This is a genomic window from Flavobacterium sp. KH_001, from assembly GCF_057840745.1.
On the sequence record NZ_CM174520.1, the window covers coordinates 2,510,181 to 2,528,263 of the forward strand.

An 18,083-nucleotide genomic window follows, 5' to 3' on the forward strand; every position below is an offset into this window, starting at 1 on the left:
ATTTTAATTTATTATCACTTCTTAATTACTAAATGACTTAGTTCAATATCATTTAATAGTCTTTCCTTTTCTGCATAAATAATATCCTTGATGTCCTTTTTTATCTGTAGATAATTGCGCTGTACCATTGCATTATCAACTTTGCGAATAATAGGAATATCAACATATTGATCCTGTTCTTTTTTTAATGCTTCATGGTCATTTACTATTTCAGAATGAAATGTTTTTAGTTCAATTTTACAATCAGGATCATCCGCTACCATACCCACGAATTCACCAGAACTAAGTCCGGAAATTTTGGATAGAGGCACTGCCGATTCCAATTGTTTGGACCGGCTTATAGAAGTATCTCCGCTATTAATGGAAAGGCTTTCCCTATCCTGCATAATTTTTCCAAAACGCTCTGACAATTGTTTGGCAGTATCACCTGTAACTTGTCCGCTTACTACGTTTCCAACAATATTCATAATCACGTCTGCCTGTTCTCGTCCATAATCTTTACGCAGCTGACTAAAATCCTGAATACCCAAACAAGTTGCTACTTTATTGCTCCTAGCTGTGGCAATCAAACTGTCCATATTGTTTAGATAAATAGTTGGAAATTCATCAAATATCAGACTGCTTTTTTGTTTCTTTTTTTGATTCACTTGCTTTACCAATCGGTTAACATACAGTGATAACACAGCTCCATATATTTGGATTTTCTGCGGATTATTGCCCATGCATACGATCTTAGGATCGTCTGGATTATTGATGTCCAATGTGAAGTCACTACCCGATAAAACATAATACAATTGTGGAGAGGAAAGCCGTGCCATGGCAATTTTTGCAGAAGCAATTTGCCCCTCTAATTGGTCCATAACATTATTTAGGTAGGCATTCACAAAGGGATTAATAAGTACTTCGATTTCTTTTTCGGTTCTAAGTAGCGTAAAGAGACTATCGTAATCTTCCTGCATGAGTTCAATTACATGGGGAAGTGTGCAGAATTCTCCGTCTTTGTATTTTCGTAAATACCATATTATGGCGGAAAGAAAATTAATCGGTGACTCTACAAAAAAATCGCCCTGTCTTTTGATCCATTCCCTGTTGAGTCCGAGCAAAATAGTACGCGCTGATTCTGAAGCATCCGTAATGTCACTCATACCAGATGGCTCTAAAGGATTACAACGATTTGTCCGGGTCAGGTCATCAAAATTAATGACATAAAACTGTGGTAATTTCGGATAGTGATGTTTGTATTTAAGCCAGGTATTATAGACTATTCTGGTTAGGTCATCAAACTTGAAATCATAGACAAACATGGTGAATTGTTTTCGTATGTGCTGGGTAATGACATGGCGTATGACGAAATAAGATTTTCCGGATCCGGGCGTACCGGAAACCAGCAGTCCCCGAAAAGGATTAATAATATTTATCCAGCTGTCCCTTATCTTATCCTTTAAGTGATATCGGGCTGGCAGATTAATAGAATATTCATTTTCCAGAAGTCTTTCTTCCTGAGGAAAAGTTTCATTTTCTTTATTAAAAACATCCTTACTATTGAGCCTGTTCTTTATAATACGAGATAATAGCGTACCTCCGGAAAGCATCAGAAGAAAGCCACTGGAAGTTATGGTCATATAGGTAATTGCTGCCAAGATTAATTCTATTTTCAGGTATAGTGAAAGACAACTTATAAAGTAAATCAGAATCCCCGTAATGATGTAAGCAAAAGCTGTTTTGTAATTCAGTTTTTCATCTTTTCTTCCTTTTGCACCAATTAAAGAGATGATTAAAAATCCCAGAGCAAAGAGTTTGGATTTATGAAAATTATTGAATAATCCTGTATGGTAAATATTACCCATAATTTTATCACTGAATCCGCTGACCAGATGCCACTGCTGAAAGGCAGCATAGCAGTAATAATAAAAATGGATTACTAAAATAATGATGCTTATAAGTCTTGTCATATCCAAGATCTTTCTAAGCGCCTGTTCGTTTTCTCCTGTCTGCATAGCCATGATGTCAAGTTTTATCGATTATTAGATTGTCCTTTTCTTTTTTTCTTTTTGTTTCTCAGCTCATACGGAAGATAATTAGCCGTTTGTTCTGATTGCATGAGCATCTCTGCTAATTGCCCCATTATAGTGCTGGATCCTATGTATTTGTTATCCCTAAAATCATCACCAAACAGTGCTACAATTATTTCCGATTTCGGTGTTTCAAATGTGATTTCGTGTAATTTTTCACTAACCAAATTTGTCATTTTTTGTTCGGCTGGATTAACGTACGCGCAACGTTCCTGTATCGTTTTAGCACTGTATTGTTTACCAAGTGTACTTCCATTAAAAACACATTTTGTGGTATGGTCAACGTAGGTAATTCCATAAAGCAATCCTTCTGCGTTTTTTCTAAAAACAGTATTGATTCCATCTTTTTGCAGTACTTGAACTAGTTCTGCGAGTGATATTTGAGTTTTAAAGAATGCCATATCAATGGCATTTTTTACCCTTCTTAAATCTGAGACTTCATTTGTTTTATTAGACTCAAATTTTTCTTCTAAAAATTTCATTGTTGGCTTGTTGTAAAACAGACTGGCTTTTATGGGGACTCCGATAGGTTTACCGTCATCATCAAGTATTCTATACATCAATCCTTTTGCTTTAAACATTTTTGAATCTTCATTGCCCCGATCTGCTAAAACATTGTATTGTTTAAGCACAGCATTGAGGTCTGGAAAGCTGGCATATTTATAAGATGAAAGTACCTGACCCAGTACATTTGCAATAGCCTTTTTCGATTCGCTTCGCCCGTATTGAATCTTTTGTGAGATGATTGGCTTAAGCGTAAAATCAGTACTGTTTTTATTCCCTTGCGCCTTAACAAGTCCAAAGCGTTCTTCGATTTCTTTTCTTGCCGGTTCAGATCGGTTTTTGCCAATGTTTTGCATGTCAATACGTCTACCATCTCTCTGAACATTTATGGAGACCAGATGGATGTGCGGATGTCCGGAATCGTGATGCTGATACACGAGATAAGGCTGCTGGCCAAATCCGATTTTTTCCATATAAGTATCCGCGATAGCCATTAATTTTTCTTTGGAATGATTTTCTGAAGGATCAAAATTGATCGAAATATGTACAGTGTTTCGCTTTACATTTTCATTTAGTTCCAGCTGTTTTAAAAACCGGTTTAGTTTTACGTCACCCCTCATTTGATCGACATCAATCGGATAATTTCCGGCTCCAATACATTCTGCAACAGCCTCTTTTACTTTGTTTTCATTGTAATAGAAAACCTTGTGGATAGCGTATCCTGTTTTTATGATCGCAACCATCTTTCCGAGATTTTCCGGATGTAATTTTTGATTTCATCAATCTTGTCAAAAAGTTTTTTTTTATCCAGTTCAGCACTCAAAATCCATACTTTAAATTCCGGAATTTGATTTAGTGTATGTAGTTTTTTTACTGCCTGATTGAAGTTGTTTCCAATACCATTTAATTGCTTGAACAACTGGGTCATTTCATGGATCATATCATCTAAAGACTGATTCCTGTAAGTGGTATTTATAGATTTCTCAAATAGGTGTTTGCGAATGTAATCGCTCAGCTTGCGGCAAGTACTAGCTTTCCATTTTTTCTCAATTTTCGCATACTCTTCGGGTGTAAACCTTAACCCAACAATGCGTGTTCTGTTTGAATTTTCTCTTTTCATTTTCTCTCTTTTTCATTGTTATCAAACCTTAATTTATGCTTTCAGTATGACTGCTCACGAGTTCCGAGTATAGAGTAGTAAGAAGGCTGTTGTTTAACAACAGGACATCTTGCCGATTGCAGGAACGTTGCAATCCTGCTGATACTTTAAATGTTTTTCTGATATTCCTATGTTTCCAAAATACTCAAAACTTAAATTTCTCTTTTACAGACTTCTTTTATACTATTTGCTGTACTTATTGTAGTATTCTGGAAATTCAATGCTGTATTCATTAAGTCATTAAAATTTCAATATCCTTTTATAAAATCTGTTTCATTTTATTTTGGAACTCATGGAAAGTGCACACTGCATAAAATTCAGAACTATTATAACTGAGTAGCAATTATGACAATTAATCTTCCGAATCTTAGATTGAAAAACGTGCTCTTTCAAAGCAATAAACCAATTTTAAAACAACAAAATCCTGACTGTTTTAGGGAAGGTTTTTGGTTGCTCATTTTAACCTTTCCTTTTTATTTCAGAGACAAAATTAAGTAAGCGAAATGGATTTTACCTATGATGGACATATTATGTCCATGACACTTTAAGACTGGCTTTATACCTTTGTAGAAATAAATTATTAATTAAAACCGTGAAGATTATGACAACAAATGATGTGGCCAAGGTTTTTGATACTGTACTTAGTATCCCAGGCATGAATGATGTAGTGAAGATTGATTTGAAAATTTCACGAAAAAATGTATTGCTATTATACCATGTTATTGAACGTGGATTATCTGCTAAGGAAAATGATAAACCCTCAATTCTCATGACGAGTATCCCAGACGAAAATCTTCAGGAGTTAAGATTCTTTGGAGATGAATGCTTACAAAAAGCCGGACTGATTGAACTTAGTGAAAAACTAAATACGCTGAGTGAAACGGTCAAGTAATTTTTTTTGAATTGAAGTATTTAATCAAAAGGCATTGCTAAACAAAATAGTTTAGTGATGTCTTTTTTATTTTTTTAACTATGATTGATTGTTTTTGAAAAATCTTGGCTTGTTTTCGGTAACAGTTTATTGCAGAGGCCACTGTAATTTTGTCTTATCAAATTCTTATTAGTAAAACTTCAAGTTAAGATATTCTTTCTTGAATTTGAAACAGGAACGATTTTCAAAATCTATGAAGATGAAAAAATTAAATTTACATAGTAAAAAAGCAATTTCGGAGATCATTTGTCTCTTGTATACAATTCTTTTTGTTTATGCAGCAGTAAGTAAATTATTGAATTTTGAGAATTTTGAAGTGCAGCTTGGTCAGTCTCCATTATTAAGTATATATGCCTCGTGGATTTCGTGGCTGGTAATTAGTATTGAACTATTAATCGCTGCAGCACTGCTAGTACCCAAATTGCAATCAATAGGTTTGTATGCTGCACTGGGTTTGATGACAATGTTTTCTGCTTATATTTTTATAATTCTAAATTTCAGTTCTTTTATTCCCTGTTCCTGCGGAGGGATTTTAGAGAAAATGAGCTGGAATATGCACTTGATTTTCAATTGTATATTTATTGTCCTGGCCCTTTTTGCAATTGTGCTAGAAAAACAAACCAACATTAATGCTACTGCATCTATAACAGGCACCAGAACTGTTAAATTAACAATTGGAATTATTGTTGGCAGTATACTGATTGTGTTTGCTTTATTTCTTTCCTCTGAAAATATCATACATCATAACAACCCTTTTATAAGAACATATCCAAATCATCCAGCTGAGTTTTCAAATACAATAGATTTAAAACATCATTCATATTATATTGCCGGTTTTGCAAATAACAGGATCTATCTTGGAAACTATCAATATCCAATGTATGTACTTTCATTGGACCAAAATCTAAAGAACAAAAAATTAGATAAACTGCATTTCGATGCAAAAAAAATCCCCTTCCAATCAATTACGATAAGTGTCAGAGAACCCTATTTTTATTTATCGGATGGGAATGTTCCTGTGCTCCTTAGAGGAGATATGAAAAACTGGACCATCACTAGAGAATTAAACTCAGTTCCTTACTTTACAAGGATAGTCCCAATTGACAGCAGCATGGCGGTATTCAGATCAAACAATTCAAAAAAACTGGCAAATGTTTTGGGGATTTATAATGCTGACGCCGAACAAAAAACAACATATAGCAGAGAACTTCTGCAGAGCCGCAATGATGGCATTTTTGATACTGATGGAACGCTTCTGTACAGTGAAGCGGCAAAGAAAATTGTCTACCTATACTATTACCGCAATGAATTTATGACCGCTGAAAAAAACGGAAAACTTATCACCAGAGGACATACCATTGATACTATAAGCCATCCAAATTTAAAGGTTTCACTCCTCAGGGATGGAAAACAATATGCAATGTCCACGCCATCATTCGTAGTAAATGCAAATGCCGCAGTAGTCGGCAATCTGCTCTTCGTGCATTCCAGGGTAAAGGGCAGGTATGAGAATAAAAAGTTATGGGATAAATCCTTTATTATAGACGTATACGATCTAAAAAACAATACATATCTGCTCAGTTTTCCTCTCTTTCACACTTCGAGCAAAGTCCTTAATTCTTTTGCAGCAACTGATACGCATTTGTATGCTATAATTGGGAATGATCTTATGGTTTATGAACTAAAAAAAATAATTAAGAATGAAATGAAATTCAATAATTAAAAATTTACCAGCGCTGGTGACAGGAAACAGATCGAAACCTGTAGAAAAAGTAGATCAAATTATAATTTTAAATTTAATATTATGAAAAGTTTATTTTTAAAAAATGGAATGCCTGTGGCTGCCGTATTATTGGCAATGGCAGGAGCTTTTGCAACTACCTCCATGCAGAGTTCGCCAAAAGCAGATACCCTTGCCATTCGACCAGGATACTTTCCTGATTCAAATGGAGACTGTACTGAAGAAGAACCAATAGATTGCTCTAACATTCAAAAGCCGCAGCTATGTCGTCTTAACGTAACATCAGGTCCTGTTGCTTATGAAAAAGATGACCAAAACAATTGTGTTCAACCTTTATATCGTGTTGTAAATGGTCAGTAATTTTCGTTTTCATGGAAGAATGCAGTCCCATTTGGGACTGCATTTTTATATAAATTTCTATTGTACTCCTTTGTTAATCCAAGAATAGGAATGATCATCCTTCAAGAAGTAATTAAACCATTCTATCATGCGTATCGTAATGTCTTTTTGATTGTCTGGTTTTGTAAAAACATGACCTTCATCAGCATATAAAAGCATGATGCTTTTTTTCTTTAATCGGCGCATTGCCAGGTAAAATTCTAAACTCTGGTGTATGTCTACCTGCTTGTCATTTTTACCACTCCACAGCAGTAGAGGTGATTGAATATTTACAGCATTTGGAAGAGGTGAATTAGCATGATAGCTTGATGGTATATCATGTGGAGATCCACCCATATTCCATTGTTCGCCCTCAAAGCGCCACATTTCCGGATTTCCAGATCTGCCGACAGAATAATAAAGGCTTACCAGGTCCGTGATTGCCCCACTAGCGATTGCAGCAGCAAACATAGGCGTCTGCGTAATAGTAAAAGCGGTCTCATATCCGCCGAAAGAATGTCCCATAAGCCCTATTTTTGCCGAATTTACAATCCCTTTTTTCATTACTGCCGTTGTTGCAGAAACCACACAGTCAGCAGCAGAAATACCTGGGCTCTGGTAAATAAGGCTGATATCGGGAAGAAGCACAAAATATCCTTCCAATGTCATTACAGTAACATTAAATCCTCCTTCGTTTGCAAAGGTAGGGTTTTGATATAGATGCAGCTCATCGGCTTTACCCTGATAAATATTAACAATCATTGGATATTTTTTTTTAGGATCGTAAGCGGCAGGATATAATAGAACAGCTTTTAAATTCTGATCTTTTGAATTTTTAAAATTAATCAGTTCGGATTTTCCCCAAAAGTATTTTTCATGCTGGGGATTGCTTTTAAAAAAACTAACCGGCAGCGATGAATTATTACTGCTGACAAGTTGTGGAGGCATGTCAAATTTTTGCTCTCGATAGAAAATTTTATTTCTTTTCTCACTGTATTTAAACTGATCAATATAACTGTCTAAATAGACTATTCTTTTTTCAAAGGAAGATTTATCCCATCTAAAACAGCCCATCTTGCCGTCATTTCCCTTTGCCCTTAGAAATATTTTTTTGTTCAGTTCAAAGGTCTCTACAACGGGTCCGTCATATACGAGTTTTCTATAATTGACAGACGGATTAATAATTCTGTATTGTATTTGCTGCTCCCTTCCTTTAGTTAATCTTCTAAAATTACTTCCATCAGGGGGAATGGCCCAAATATCGTATTGGTCGTATAGGATAATCTCATTGTCTTTTTGTGTCCATCCCGGATTTCCATAGACTGATTCCGGAACAAGTTCCTGCTTTTTTCCCTTGAATTTAATGCCTGTCGAGGCAGTAATATTTGTATGGGCATCAGTGGCCGGATTATAAACCCACCAGTTATTTTCTTTAAAGTACGCCAGGTATTTTCCTGTGGGCGAAGGGTTCAATGCCTCTAAATCATAGGGATGTTTTTCCAGAATTAATTTTTTCTCGAAAGTTTTCAAGTTTAAGATGTAATAATCTCTCGGACCTTCTATTTCAAATTGGGGTTCATACGCTTTGGGATTTGATAATACAGCATACTTCATATCGGCTGTAAGTATAACACTTGATAACTCATTTGAGGTAATAATATTTACTTTGCTTTCTGCAGGCTGCCATAAACCTAATTTTGATTTCTTTTCAATACTGCCCTGAAATTTTTCAACCGGATATATCCACTTATCATTTGCATTCCATATCTCAACATTTGATTGCTGCTGTATTAGAGCAGATGAGGTAACAACAGCAAAAAAAACTTTCTGCAGGTCTTCAGATATTATAATTTTTCGAAAAGTGTCATTTACTATGGACCAATTTTCCGGAAAATTTATATCAGATGCGCTAAGATGATATAATTCATGATTCAATAGGTTGTATAGAAACAAAATATTTTCTTTGGAATCATCATACTGCTTTATAAAGGCCAGCGCATTGCCTTCTTTCTGCCATGTCAAACCTATGAATTTTTCCCTGCTGTTCTGCTGAAACCATTTTATCTGTTCCGGTTTTTTAATACTAATTAAAGCAATAGCATTCCTGTTATCCAATAAAGTTGTATAGACCAAATTTTTACCATCAGGACTCATCAGATAACTAGTTACATCATTGATCTTTTTGATGCTTCCGCTTTGCATCGATCTGATTTCAAGGGTTTTTTTATTATTCTTATTGGTTCGCAAATAAATTAAATACCCTGTTTCACTTAATGAATACTGCATCACATTGGGTACTGTTTCTTTTTTTGAAGTTTTCAAATTAAGAATATGCAGGTTATCTCCTGAACGGCAAACGAATATATCATTAGGCGCAAAGCTGCCGTTTTCGCCGTCCGGAAAAGCATATGTAGTATTTTTTTCGACATTCTGAACAAATAAAGTATCGTTTCCGCTAGTATACTCCATATTGTATACTGCCCATTTCTCATCATGGCTTACTTTGTCTAAACGCACCTCTCCCCAAAGATGATACTCATCAGGGGACAATTTTTTTTTTTGCACCACCTGCCCCCATAAGGGACAGGCTACTAATGGCAAAATAAATAATAAAACTAAATATAGTGGGCATTGCATTTCACAGAACCTCATGGTTCTCAGATGCTTCTTTATTATATTGAAAAACATAATTATAAATTTAATATCCCGGATTTTGAGATCCAAGAAAAGGATTTGTACTAAACTCACTTTGAGGAATAGGTAATAAATTATCAGTTGTATTCCAGCCAGGTTTAATTCCACTGAGTACAATGTCTAATTTAGCCGTCCTTTTAAGATCAAAAAAACGATGCCCGTACTCAGTAAAAAGTTCCCATTTTCTCTCAATAATTATGGCGTCCAAAATTTCCTGCTGCGTTGCAGCTGAAGTGTCAATAAGGCCTGCGCGATGCCTCACTTTATTTAAATCTTCCTTGGCACCGATGAGATCTCCCTGATAGGCCCTGGCCTCTGCTCTGATAAGATACTGCTCGGCTAATCGAAACATTATTGCATATTCTTTTGAAACTGCTGTTGAGTTGTTTTCTTTGTATTTATATGCGTGGTAAAATGTCGAAGTATTTTTTGTAACTGCTTTTATCCATAGGGACCTGCGCAAATCACCAGCCCCAAATGAATCCACCAGAAAATTGCTGAGCGAAACACGAGGGGGAGGAATCGAAATAAAAGTAAAAGTGGCAGCTTCTGCTGTATTTCTACCTGCAGCTCCGGCCTGCAGCTGCCATATCGTTTCATTTGAATTCAATAAAAATGTACGGTCGGGACTTTCCAGATGATAAAGTTCTTCTCTGTTAAGTACAGCAGAGGAGGCATTTGCCGCTTCAGGATAAGCTTTTGAATACAAATAGACTCTGGCAAGAAGAGCTTTTGCAGTTAAAACATTAGGACGCACTCTTTCCAGACCCTGATACTGAACAGGCAGTAAAAGAATAGCATTTTCAAGATCTGCCCTAAGCTTTCCATATATCTCCGCAACAGGTTTTCTGCTAACAGTGCTGTTTTCTTTATAATCAGTGCTAGTAATATAGGGTATATCTCCAAAAAGGTTTGTAAGATAGAAATGAACCAGTGCCCTGATAAACAATGCTTCTCCCTGAAGCTGATTCTTCTGATCAAGGGTAAGATTGCTACTTGCAGCTGAGCCTTCGATTATCCCATTTGCAGCATAAATTTGATTATAAGCTGCGTTCCAGTACCCACTGATAACAGTGTTGGCAGGCAAAAGTGTATTTTTATAAAAACTTAAACTGGAATTGGTTGGACTTTCACTGCTTTTAATTTCATCTGCATAGTTGCCAAGCTGATTGGAAATCCCTACAGCTGTTCCAGTGAAAATTCCCGTATCCCTAATATTGGAGTAAATATTTAGAAGTGCTGCACTGGCAGTATTATAGTCTTCAAAAACAGTTGGTGTGGTCAGCTGGGATTTTGGCAGATCAACTTCTACAAACGAATCACAGGAGAACATCAAAATTATAATAATATGGCACAAGGCATTGATCGATGTGTTAAAAAGGGTTTTCATATTAATTGATTTAAAATATTAATTGTATTCCTGCTGTTATAACTTTTAGCGGCGGCAGAAAACCGTAACTTAAAAACTCAGGATCACCATCCTTATATTTTGTGAATGTCAAAAGGTTCTGCCCCTGCAGCATAATTTTACACTGGGTTTCTTTTAAAGAAAGAGGCAGGTTGTAGGAAAGAGATATATTTTTCAGCCGAACGAATGAAGCATCGGTAACAGATCCCGTACTTTCATCAAGTAAATAACTGGCTGTCATAGCATCATCGTTATACCCGGTAGTGTATATCTGGTATGGTGCAATATCGTTCTGTTCCCTCCAGCTGCCGGCTATTCTTTGCTGCTGATTGGACATCATTCCGGCAGGCCCCATAGGATAGGTCCTATTTTTTTGTTTTATAAACTGAAATAAAAAATCTAAAGTGATTCCTTTATATGTCAGCTGATTTTGAATTCCTCCGAAATATTTCGGATTCAGATCGGCCACTGCCTGTCTATCTTCAGGAAATGTAATACTGCCATCGCCATTTAAATCCTCGAATTCATATAAGCCTGTCTGCGGATTAACACCTTTGAGGTCGTAGAGCAGTGCAATATTTAAAGGTTTTCCAATGCGGTACTGCTGGCTGTAGGCTGAACTTTCCAGACCTGGAAAACGTACCAATTTATTGTTGGCAAACGTTAAGTTTAGATTTGTTATCCAAGTAAAATTTCCTTTTACAAAATTACTGGTACGAAGTGTAAATTCCAGTCCGCTGTTTTCTACAACAGCGTCAAGATTAGACTGTATGCTTGTAAAACCTGTTGTTCCCGGCAAGGATAGGCCCACCAGCTGATTGGACGATCGATTTTGATACCAAGCTCCTGTTACAAATATGCGATCCTGAAAAAAACCAAGTTCGAGCGCCGCTTCAAATTTTTTATTTGTCTCCCATCCAAAATCTGCATTATACAATCTGGAGGGAGAAAGTCCGGTGTTGCCACCATAAAGCACTGATGAGGTGGTATAGGTATCAAGAAATTGATAATCACCGATTTGATCATTTCCTGTTGTTCCATAACTGGAACGGATTTTACCAAAACTTAGCCATGAGCTGTCTTTTAGTAAATTTTCATTTGAAAAAATCCAAGCCAGACCTGCTGCCCCGAAATAAGCAAATTGATTTCCGGGACCAAAACGACTGGATCCATCTCGTCTTGCTGTCAGATTGATGATATACCGCTCTTTGAGGTTGTAATTTATCCTTCCGAAAATAGCCTGATATTTATACTGAGTCTGGTCGTTAGTGAGCACACGTACATTCTTTGCGGCGGCAAGGTTATAAATTAGATTGTTGGAAGCGAAACCTGTTCCAGACTGAACAAGTGATTGGGACTCCTGGCTTTGAAATGTGGCTCCCAAGAGAATGTCGAGATTAGATTTACCAAGATCTTTTTTCCAGTTGATCTGTGGTTCTATAATCCATGACGAGCGATCTGTATTATTTAAAAAAATAGCAGAACCTGCACTGCTTACATTATTTGCCGGATTATAAATTGTGGATGGCACGATTCGGGTTTCATCATTATGCAAGATTGTATATCCAAGGTTACTTTTTACCGATAATCCTTTTGCCAGTTCGTATGTAAGAGTTGTATTTGCTGTTAAATCATTGGTTGCAGATTCAAATTCCGTATTAAGATTCCTAAGCGGATTATCCCAAGTTCCGTTTTCCCAATTTAGTTCACCATCGGAATTATATAAAGCTGGCGCATTAGGAGGCAGTGCCCGCGCATCATAGGTAAAATCAAATGACGGCTGGTTATTATCCTGTCTATTAAATCCTGCCGAGAATGTCAGCTTAAATTTATTATCCTCTGACTGGTGGTTTAAATTTATCTGGCTGCCCCCTTTTCGGTATAAAAAATCACCCGCAAACACAGTAGATTCTGTATGGTAAGAACCACTGACCAGAAACTGTGTATTCTCTGAACCTCCTGACACAGATGCATGAAGGTCCGTTATTTGAGCGGTTCCTCCAAGTAGTTCTTTCTGCCAGTCTGTATAGCGGTTTTGATCCCATGTCCCGTTTATATCATAATCAGAAATCCCGTACTCGCTAATCCCGTCATTTATAAAGGCCTGTCTGCGCATATCCAAGTACTCTTGTGTATTCATCAGTTTTATAAACTTAGTCACCGTCCCAGTACCTGTCGATGCCGTCACGGTAAACTTTGTTTTTCCGGCTTTACCTTTCTTGGTTGTAATCAAAACGACACCGTTGGCACCTCTAGATCCGTAGATAGAGGTAGCATCTGCATCTTTTAGAATCTCTATGCTTTCGATCGCGTCAGGATTTATACTGTTTAAAGGACTGGTAAGTGTAGGGAAAGTTGTTCCAGTATAAAAAGACCCAACCGGTTCCGAGGAATAGGGTACACCATCAATAATATACAGAGGTGAATTGGCATCCGTTCTGATGCTGTTCTGTCCCCTTATCTTTATATCAAAGCCTCCCCCGGGAACTCCAGTTGCCTGGGTTATACTTACTCCAGCCATACGGCCCTGCATCGTTGCAAGGATATTTGTTACGGGCTGTGTTTCGATATCTTTGGATGTAATCCGGGCAATACTTCCGGTGCGTTCGCTTTCTTTTACGGAATAATATCCGGCATTTACGCGAACTTCCTGCAAGGTTGTCGTATCATATTGCAGGGCAATATCAATTTTGGTGCGCCCGGCAATAGGAATAATGGCCGTTTTAAAACCTATAAAAGTGACCACCAAAGTATCCTGAGCCGTGACATTAATAGTGTACTGCCCATTGTAATCCGTGATGGCAGTGGTTTTTAGTTTGCCTTTTACAGCAATTGTAACTCCGGGCAAGGGAGCGCTGCCATCTGTTACAGATCCCTGAACCTGAGTCTGTTGTAAAATAGTTTTGAACTGCTGGTTGGAGTTTCCGGCTAAAGCAGATGAAAAAGATAGTACCATGCCAAGAAAAATTAGACAATAAAGTTCTTTTCCATCCCTGTAATATGAAAAATTATTCATAATATTGGATTGGTTAGTTAAACGAATATTTGATTAGCTATGGTTCTCTATACTAGTTTGGTCACTGTGGTAGAGGGCCATTTTTTATGTATTAAGTAGACGGCTTAATAAACATAAATGATGATTGTTTAATACACAGGCAATGATAGTTTTAAAAAGTTCGATTTTCTTGTTGCGAAACTTTTAAAAATTAAGAAGAGTGATTTGCTATGAATAATAAGAGAGTTATAACCATAAAAAAGGCGCGGAACTCAACTTAAACGCTTTCAAGGTACTGGTATACCCTACGCACGAATAAGTGAGCCCACGCCATAAGACGTGAGCATCTTACTTATCATCTCGAGCGTTTAAAAATTACCAGTTTTTGAAAACGAGATTCAAAGCGAATGCTTCAAATATTTTTATATGAAGAGTCGCAAATATAATTTATTATGAACAAATATAACAAAATATTTCATAATTCGGATTTAAATCCGAATTATTTTATCCTCTTGGGATTTACTTTGTTAAGATGAAGAGTACAAACCGTATTATTGTTGACTATATAAAGGATGAATGGGTTAGTAAAGCTAAATCCCAGAGTTCTTTTGCTGTAGAACATAATATTGATGAAAAAACGGTCAGAAGTATAAAAAATGATCCAAATTACAATATAAGTTTTGAAACCATAAATAAGATCTGTGAGGCAAAAAATTTGAAACTATCAGAATTTTTTAAATTAACGGGATTATAAAATATGAAGATGCTCTAAGCATCTTTTTTTATGCTCAATTGAATTTAAAAACAGGTATTTATACGGTAAACTCTTCATTAATAAAAGAATTATTTTGCAACTTAAATACTATTGTGGAAAACCGTAAAATAGAGTAAAAGCGGTTTTGTATGTTTGGTAAATTAAAATAAGTGACACAAATCCAAACGTAACTAGATTTATTGAAGTCATTTTATGGCAGATATAAGTAAGTTGTGTGTAATAATCAAGTAACTACAGCAATAATATATGGCAATATTTGGAATTGGATCTGTTTGGGATGAGGAAATGAAAGACCATTTCTTCGAAAACAAAAATTTTATTGTTGGATGGAATTATTTATCAGCTAAAGATATATATGAGGCGGTTTCCTCGCTTAAAGTTGGAGACATAATTTACTTAAAAGCGAACCGCCCAGGATCTAGAAATATTAGAGTCAAGGCTATTGGAGTTGTTGAGCAAAGTTTTATTCAATACTTCATCGAAAACAATTTAGATCCTTCTTATATTTCAGATTGGAATAATTTTTCTATTCCAATCAGATGGATTGTAACTGAACAATTCATAATTAAAATACCTTCCGAAGAAGGACGTTTGACGAATATTAGAGCAGCAACTTTCTATGAAGAATATTTACCATTTGTACAACGCAAAATTTTAAATCGATTATTTTCAAAATATTTTAACGAAAAATCAGAAATTATGGACTTTGGATTAGGACAATTTATTACAGGAGTGTTATCCGTAGGATTTCAAACTTTGAATCTGTGGCGAGAAACAAGAAATGTTATACAAGTACAAGATCAACTTCAACAATTTAATCAAGTAACGAATAGTACAGGAATAGTTGATGAAGGGTTACTACTTGAAAGTTTAATTCCGACTCCAATTTTGGGAACATTAAGATCAAGGGTTGAAGTTTGCTGGAATGATTTTAATGATTCTGTGTCGAACCTAAATATTACACCAAATCAACTTGATAGATATTCTGACGGCCTCAAAGAATGTATATGCCGAGAACTTAAGGTAATTAAAAATTTAAACGGGAATTTACCAACACGTCAAATGCAACAATGGTGGGATGTTTACCAATGTAGGGAATAATTACTAGGCCGGTTTTGCAATATTTCGGATTTTGTATCAAGTTCAAGTTTTGCAAGAATTTTTCTTTGTGAAAAATTTAGCGTTTAAGAAGTTCCCAATTTCGCCAAACGATACTACGTGTAGTAACACCAATAACATAAACATTCAAACTTAAAATGAACGAATTAGAATCATTAAAAAACATATTCAAGGATAGAATTTTTAAAATTCCAGATTATCAACGTGGTTATGCTTGGGCAGAAAGACAACTGAAAGATTTTTGGGAAGACGTGGTAAATCTTCCTAGCGATAGATTTCATTATACTGGGCTTTTATCATTAAAAAAAGTTGAACGAAATGTTTGGAACAACTGGAATGACGAAAGGTGGCTGTTAGAAGACAGAGGTTACAAACCGTTTCACGTTGTTGATGGTCAACAAAGGCTAACAACTTTTGTGATTTTCATACAAGCAATTTCTGAACTATTAAAAGCTATTCCCGAAAACAAAGACAAAAAAGAAGATGATATTTATCTAGGTTCTTTTAGCCTCAAAGCTATAAAAGAAGAATATTTGGTTATTCAAAAACCACCCCAATTCATAATTAGCACTTATAAATTCAGTTATGAAGTAGATAATCCAAGTTTCAAATTTTTAAAATACAGAATCTTTAACGAACCAAATAGTGGAACTATTCAAGAGACATTTTATACTTTGAATCTTGAAAATGCTAAAAGATTTTTTGTTGAAAACTTAGAAAATTACTATGAAAAATACGGAATATTAGAAATTGAAATTTTATTTAAAAAACTCACACAAAATCTAATGTTCAACGTTTATGAAATTAGTGATGATTTTGACGTATTCGTTGCCTTTGAAACAATGAATAATAGAGGTAAAAAATTATCAAACCTTGAACTATTAAAAAATAGACTTATCTATCTTTCAACACTATATGAGGAGACCGAATTAAAAGCTGACGAACGTTTTTCACTTCGTGAAAAAATTAATGATTCTTGGAAAGAAGTTTATTATCAACTTGGTAGAAACAAAAAAAATCCACTAAACGATGATGATTTTCTTGTTGCTCATTGGATTATGTATTTTCAATACTCTAGAGAAAAAGGTGATGATTACATTCGTTTTCTTTTAGAGCAAAAATTTACACCTCAAAATATTTATGCTAAGACTGAAGTAAAAGTTACTTCATTACAAGAAATCGAAGAAGTAAAAGAAGATGAAGAAAATGACCAAGAAGAAATTGAAGAAAATGAAAGTGAAGAAATAGTTGTTTTTCGCTCTAAACTTTCTCCAAAAGAGATTGAAGATTACGTTAATAGCTTAAAATCTGCTGCCGTTCATTGGTATAATACTCATAATCCAGTAAACAATCCTGATTTAACAAATACAGAAAGTTTATGGATAGACAGATTAAATCGAATAGGTATAATTTATTTCAGACCACTTGTTACTGTTTCGTTCCTTTCTAATGAAATTGATTCAACCCAACGAGTTAAACTTTTCAAAGCAATTGAAAGATTTATTTTTATTACGTTTAGATTAAGTCGTGCTTTTTCAACTTATAGAAATAGCGAATTTTATAAAGCAGCACGACAACTTAGAAATAATGAATTAACAATTGACGAAATAACCAAACGTCTTGAAGATAGAATGAGCTATTGTTTTTACACACCAGAAGATTCAACAGAAAACTTCTTTGACTACACTTATTTTCAAAAATTCATAGACAAGAAGTTTAAAATTGGTGGCGGTTTTTATTATTGGAACGATTTAAGATATTTCTTGTATGAGTATGAAATGGAAAAAGTAAGACATAGAGGAAGCCAAAAAATAGACTGGAAATTATTTGTTAAAGGAGAAAAAGACAAAGTTTCAATTGAACATATTTACCCACAAACACCTGACAATAAAGATTGGAAAAAATCTTTTAAAGGTTATAAAGAAAGTGAATTGAACTTTTTGCAAGGGACATTAGGGAATTTACTTCCTTTATCGCAAAGTATAAACTCAAGTTTACAAAACGACAGTTTTTTTGACAAGAAAAAACCAAGATACAACGAAAGAGGCGAAAAAATTAGACAAGGGTATTCTGACGGGTCACATTCAGAAATTGAAGTTTCATCTTATGATGAATGGAATTCCGACAGTATTTTAAAACGTGGATTGGGTTTGATAGAGTTTATGGAGAAAAGATGGAATATTAAATTTGAAAATGAACACTCAAAAAAAGAGTTATTATTTTTAGATTTTATGGTCACAGACTCAGACAAAACTTAAGCCGAAAAATAGATCAATATAAAAATTACTGTGTATTAAAAGCTGTCTG

General features: G+C 35.2%; 12 protein-coding genes. 6 read left to right on the forward strand and 6 right to left on the reverse strand.

What is annotated here, in order from left to right; all coding sequences use genetic code 11:
* Positions 1-14: 14 nt before the first annotated feature.
* Genes mobC through AC3ITQ_RS10820 form a run of 3 tightly spaced genes read right to left on the reverse strand, consistent with a single transcriptional unit; the run spans position 15 to position 3,696 of the window.
* Positions 15-1,997 (reverse strand): conjugal transfer protein MobC, encoded by a 1,983-nt coding sequence (gene mobC / locus AC3ITQ_RS10810; protein ID WP_489238924.1) that lies wholly within the window; start codon positions 1,995-1,997, stop codon positions 15-17.
* A gap of 17 nt (positions 1,998-2,014) precedes the next feature.
* Complete coding sequence (locus AC3ITQ_RS10815) at positions 2,015-3,319, reverse strand: relaxase/mobilization nuclease domain-containing protein (protein ID WP_489238683.1); 1,305 nt, start codon at positions 3,317-3,319, stop codon at positions 2,015-2,017.
* Positions 3,304-3,696, reverse strand: a complete 393-nt coding sequence (locus tag AC3ITQ_RS10820) for a plasmid mobilization protein (RefSeq protein ID WP_489238685.1) — start codon at positions 3,694-3,696, stop codon at positions 3,304-3,306. Before AC3ITQ_RS10820 ends, AC3ITQ_RS10815 begins: the two co-directional genes overlap by 16 nt.
* Before the next feature lie 640 nt (positions 3,697-4,336).
* Between AC3ITQ_RS10820 and AC3ITQ_RS10825 the strand changes: the two genes are divergently transcribed.
* The 3 genes from AC3ITQ_RS10825 (at position 4,337) to AC3ITQ_RS10835 (ending at position 6,767) form a co-directional block, all read left to right on the forward strand.
* Entirely contained in the window at positions 4,337-4,627 is a 291-nt protein-coding gene (locus AC3ITQ_RS10825) for a hypothetical protein (protein ID WP_073409939.1), read from the forward strand.
* A 238-nt stretch (positions 4,628-4,865) separates the two neighbouring features.
* Positions 4,866-6,389: a MauE/DoxX family redox-associated membrane protein gene (locus AC3ITQ_RS10830; protein ID WP_489238687.1), complete on the forward strand. Its 1,524-nt coding sequence runs from the start codon at positions 4,866-4,868 to the stop codon at positions 6,387-6,389.
* An 81-nt stretch (positions 6,390-6,470) separates the two neighbouring features.
* Positions 6,471-6,767, forward strand: a complete 297-nt coding sequence (locus AC3ITQ_RS10835; RefSeq protein WP_072974240.1) for a DUF6520 family protein — start codon at positions 6,471-6,473, stop codon at positions 6,765-6,767.
* Between the two features lie 57 nt (positions 6,768-6,824).
* Here AC3ITQ_RS10835 and AC3ITQ_RS10840 read toward each other — a convergent pair whose 3' ends face one another.
* From AC3ITQ_RS10840 to AC3ITQ_RS10850, 3 genes are read right to left on the reverse strand one after another with little or no spacing between them, the layout of a single operon-like run.
* Positions 6,825-9,437: an alpha/beta hydrolase family protein gene (locus AC3ITQ_RS10840; protein ID WP_489238689.1), complete on the reverse strand. Its 2,613-nt coding sequence runs from the start codon at positions 9,435-9,437 to the stop codon at positions 6,825-6,827.
* A 46-nt stretch (positions 9,438-9,483) separates the two neighbouring features.
* Positions 9,484-10,869 (reverse strand): RagB/SusD family nutrient uptake outer membrane protein, encoded by a 1,386-nt coding sequence (locus AC3ITQ_RS10845; RefSeq protein ID WP_489238690.1) that lies wholly within the window; start codon positions 10,867-10,869, stop codon positions 9,484-9,486.
* A gap of 10 nt (positions 10,870-10,879) precedes the next feature.
* Entirely contained in the window at positions 10,880-13,903 is a 3,024-nt protein-coding gene (locus AC3ITQ_RS10850) for a SusC/RagA family TonB-linked outer membrane protein (RefSeq protein ID WP_489238692.1), read from the reverse strand.
* 511 nt (positions 13,904-14,414) lie between these two features.
* Here AC3ITQ_RS10850 and AC3ITQ_RS10855 point away from each other — a divergent pair.
* From AC3ITQ_RS10855 to AC3ITQ_RS10865, 3 genes are all read left to right on the forward strand, one after another.
* Positions 14,415-14,636, forward strand: a complete 222-nt coding sequence (locus AC3ITQ_RS10855) for a helix-turn-helix domain-containing protein (protein WP_463477025.1) — start codon at positions 14,415-14,417, stop codon at positions 14,634-14,636.
* Between the two features lie 267 nt (positions 14,637-14,903).
* The gene (locus AC3ITQ_RS10860; RefSeq protein ID WP_463477024.1) at positions 14,904-15,758 is read left to right on the forward strand and encodes a hypothetical protein; all 855 of its coding nucleotides are present in this window, start codon (positions 14,904-14,906) and stop codon (positions 15,756-15,758) included.
* Positions 15,759-15,913: 155 nt separating this feature from the next.
* Complete coding sequence (locus AC3ITQ_RS10865; protein WP_489238694.1) at positions 15,914-18,034, forward strand: DUF262 domain-containing protein; 2,121 nt, start codon at positions 15,914-15,916, stop codon at positions 18,032-18,034.
* Positions 18,035-18,083: the final 49 nt, after the last annotated feature.

What these genes read in the sequence shown, in the direction of transcription:
- AC3ITQ_RS10855 (WP_463477025.1), top strand. Translation starts at nt 14,415, where the DNA reads ATGAAGAGTACAAACCGTATTATTGTTGACTATATAAAGGATGAATGG.
- AC3ITQ_RS10820 (WP_489238685.1), bottom strand. Translation starts at nt 3,696, where the DNA reads ATGAAAAGAGAAAATTCAAACAGAACACGCATTGTTGGGTTAAGGTTT.
- mobC (WP_489238924.1), bottom strand. Translation starts at nt 1,997, where the DNA reads ATGCAGACAGGAGAAAACGAACAGGCGCTTAGAAAGATCTTGGATATG.
- AC3ITQ_RS10815 (WP_489238683.1), bottom strand. Translation starts at nt 3,319, where the DNA reads ATGGTTGCGATCATAAAAACAGGATACGCTATCCACAAGGTTTTCTAT.
- AC3ITQ_RS10840 (WP_489238689.1), bottom strand. Translation starts at nt 9,437, where the DNA reads ATGAGGTTCTGTGAAATGCAATGCCCACTATATTTAGTTTTATTATTT.
- AC3ITQ_RS10835 (WP_072974240.1), top strand. Translation starts at nt 6,471, where the DNA reads ATGAAAAGTTTATTTTTAAAAAATGGAATGCCTGTGGCTGCCGTATTA.
- AC3ITQ_RS10845 (WP_489238690.1), bottom strand. Translation starts at nt 10,869, where the DNA reads ATGAAAACCCTTTTTAACACATCGATCAATGCCTTGTGCCATATTATT.
- AC3ITQ_RS10865 (WP_489238694.1), top strand. Translation starts at nt 15,914, where the DNA reads ATGAACGAATTAGAATCATTAAAAAACATATTCAAGGATAGAATTTTT.
- AC3ITQ_RS10850 (WP_489238692.1), bottom strand. Translation starts at nt 13,903, where the DNA reads ATGAATAATTTTTCATATTACAGGGATGGAAAAGAACTTTATTGTCTA.
- AC3ITQ_RS10860 (WP_463477024.1), top strand. Translation starts at nt 14,904, where the DNA reads ATGGCAATATTTGGAATTGGATCTGTTTGGGATGAGGAAATGAAAGAC.
- AC3ITQ_RS10825 (WP_073409939.1), top strand. Translation starts at nt 4,337, where the DNA reads ATGACAACAAATGATGTGGCCAAGGTTTTTGATACTGTACTTAGTATC.
- AC3ITQ_RS10830 (WP_489238687.1), top strand. Translation starts at nt 4,866, where the DNA reads ATGAAAAAATTAAATTTACATAGTAAAAAAGCAATTTCGGAGATCATT.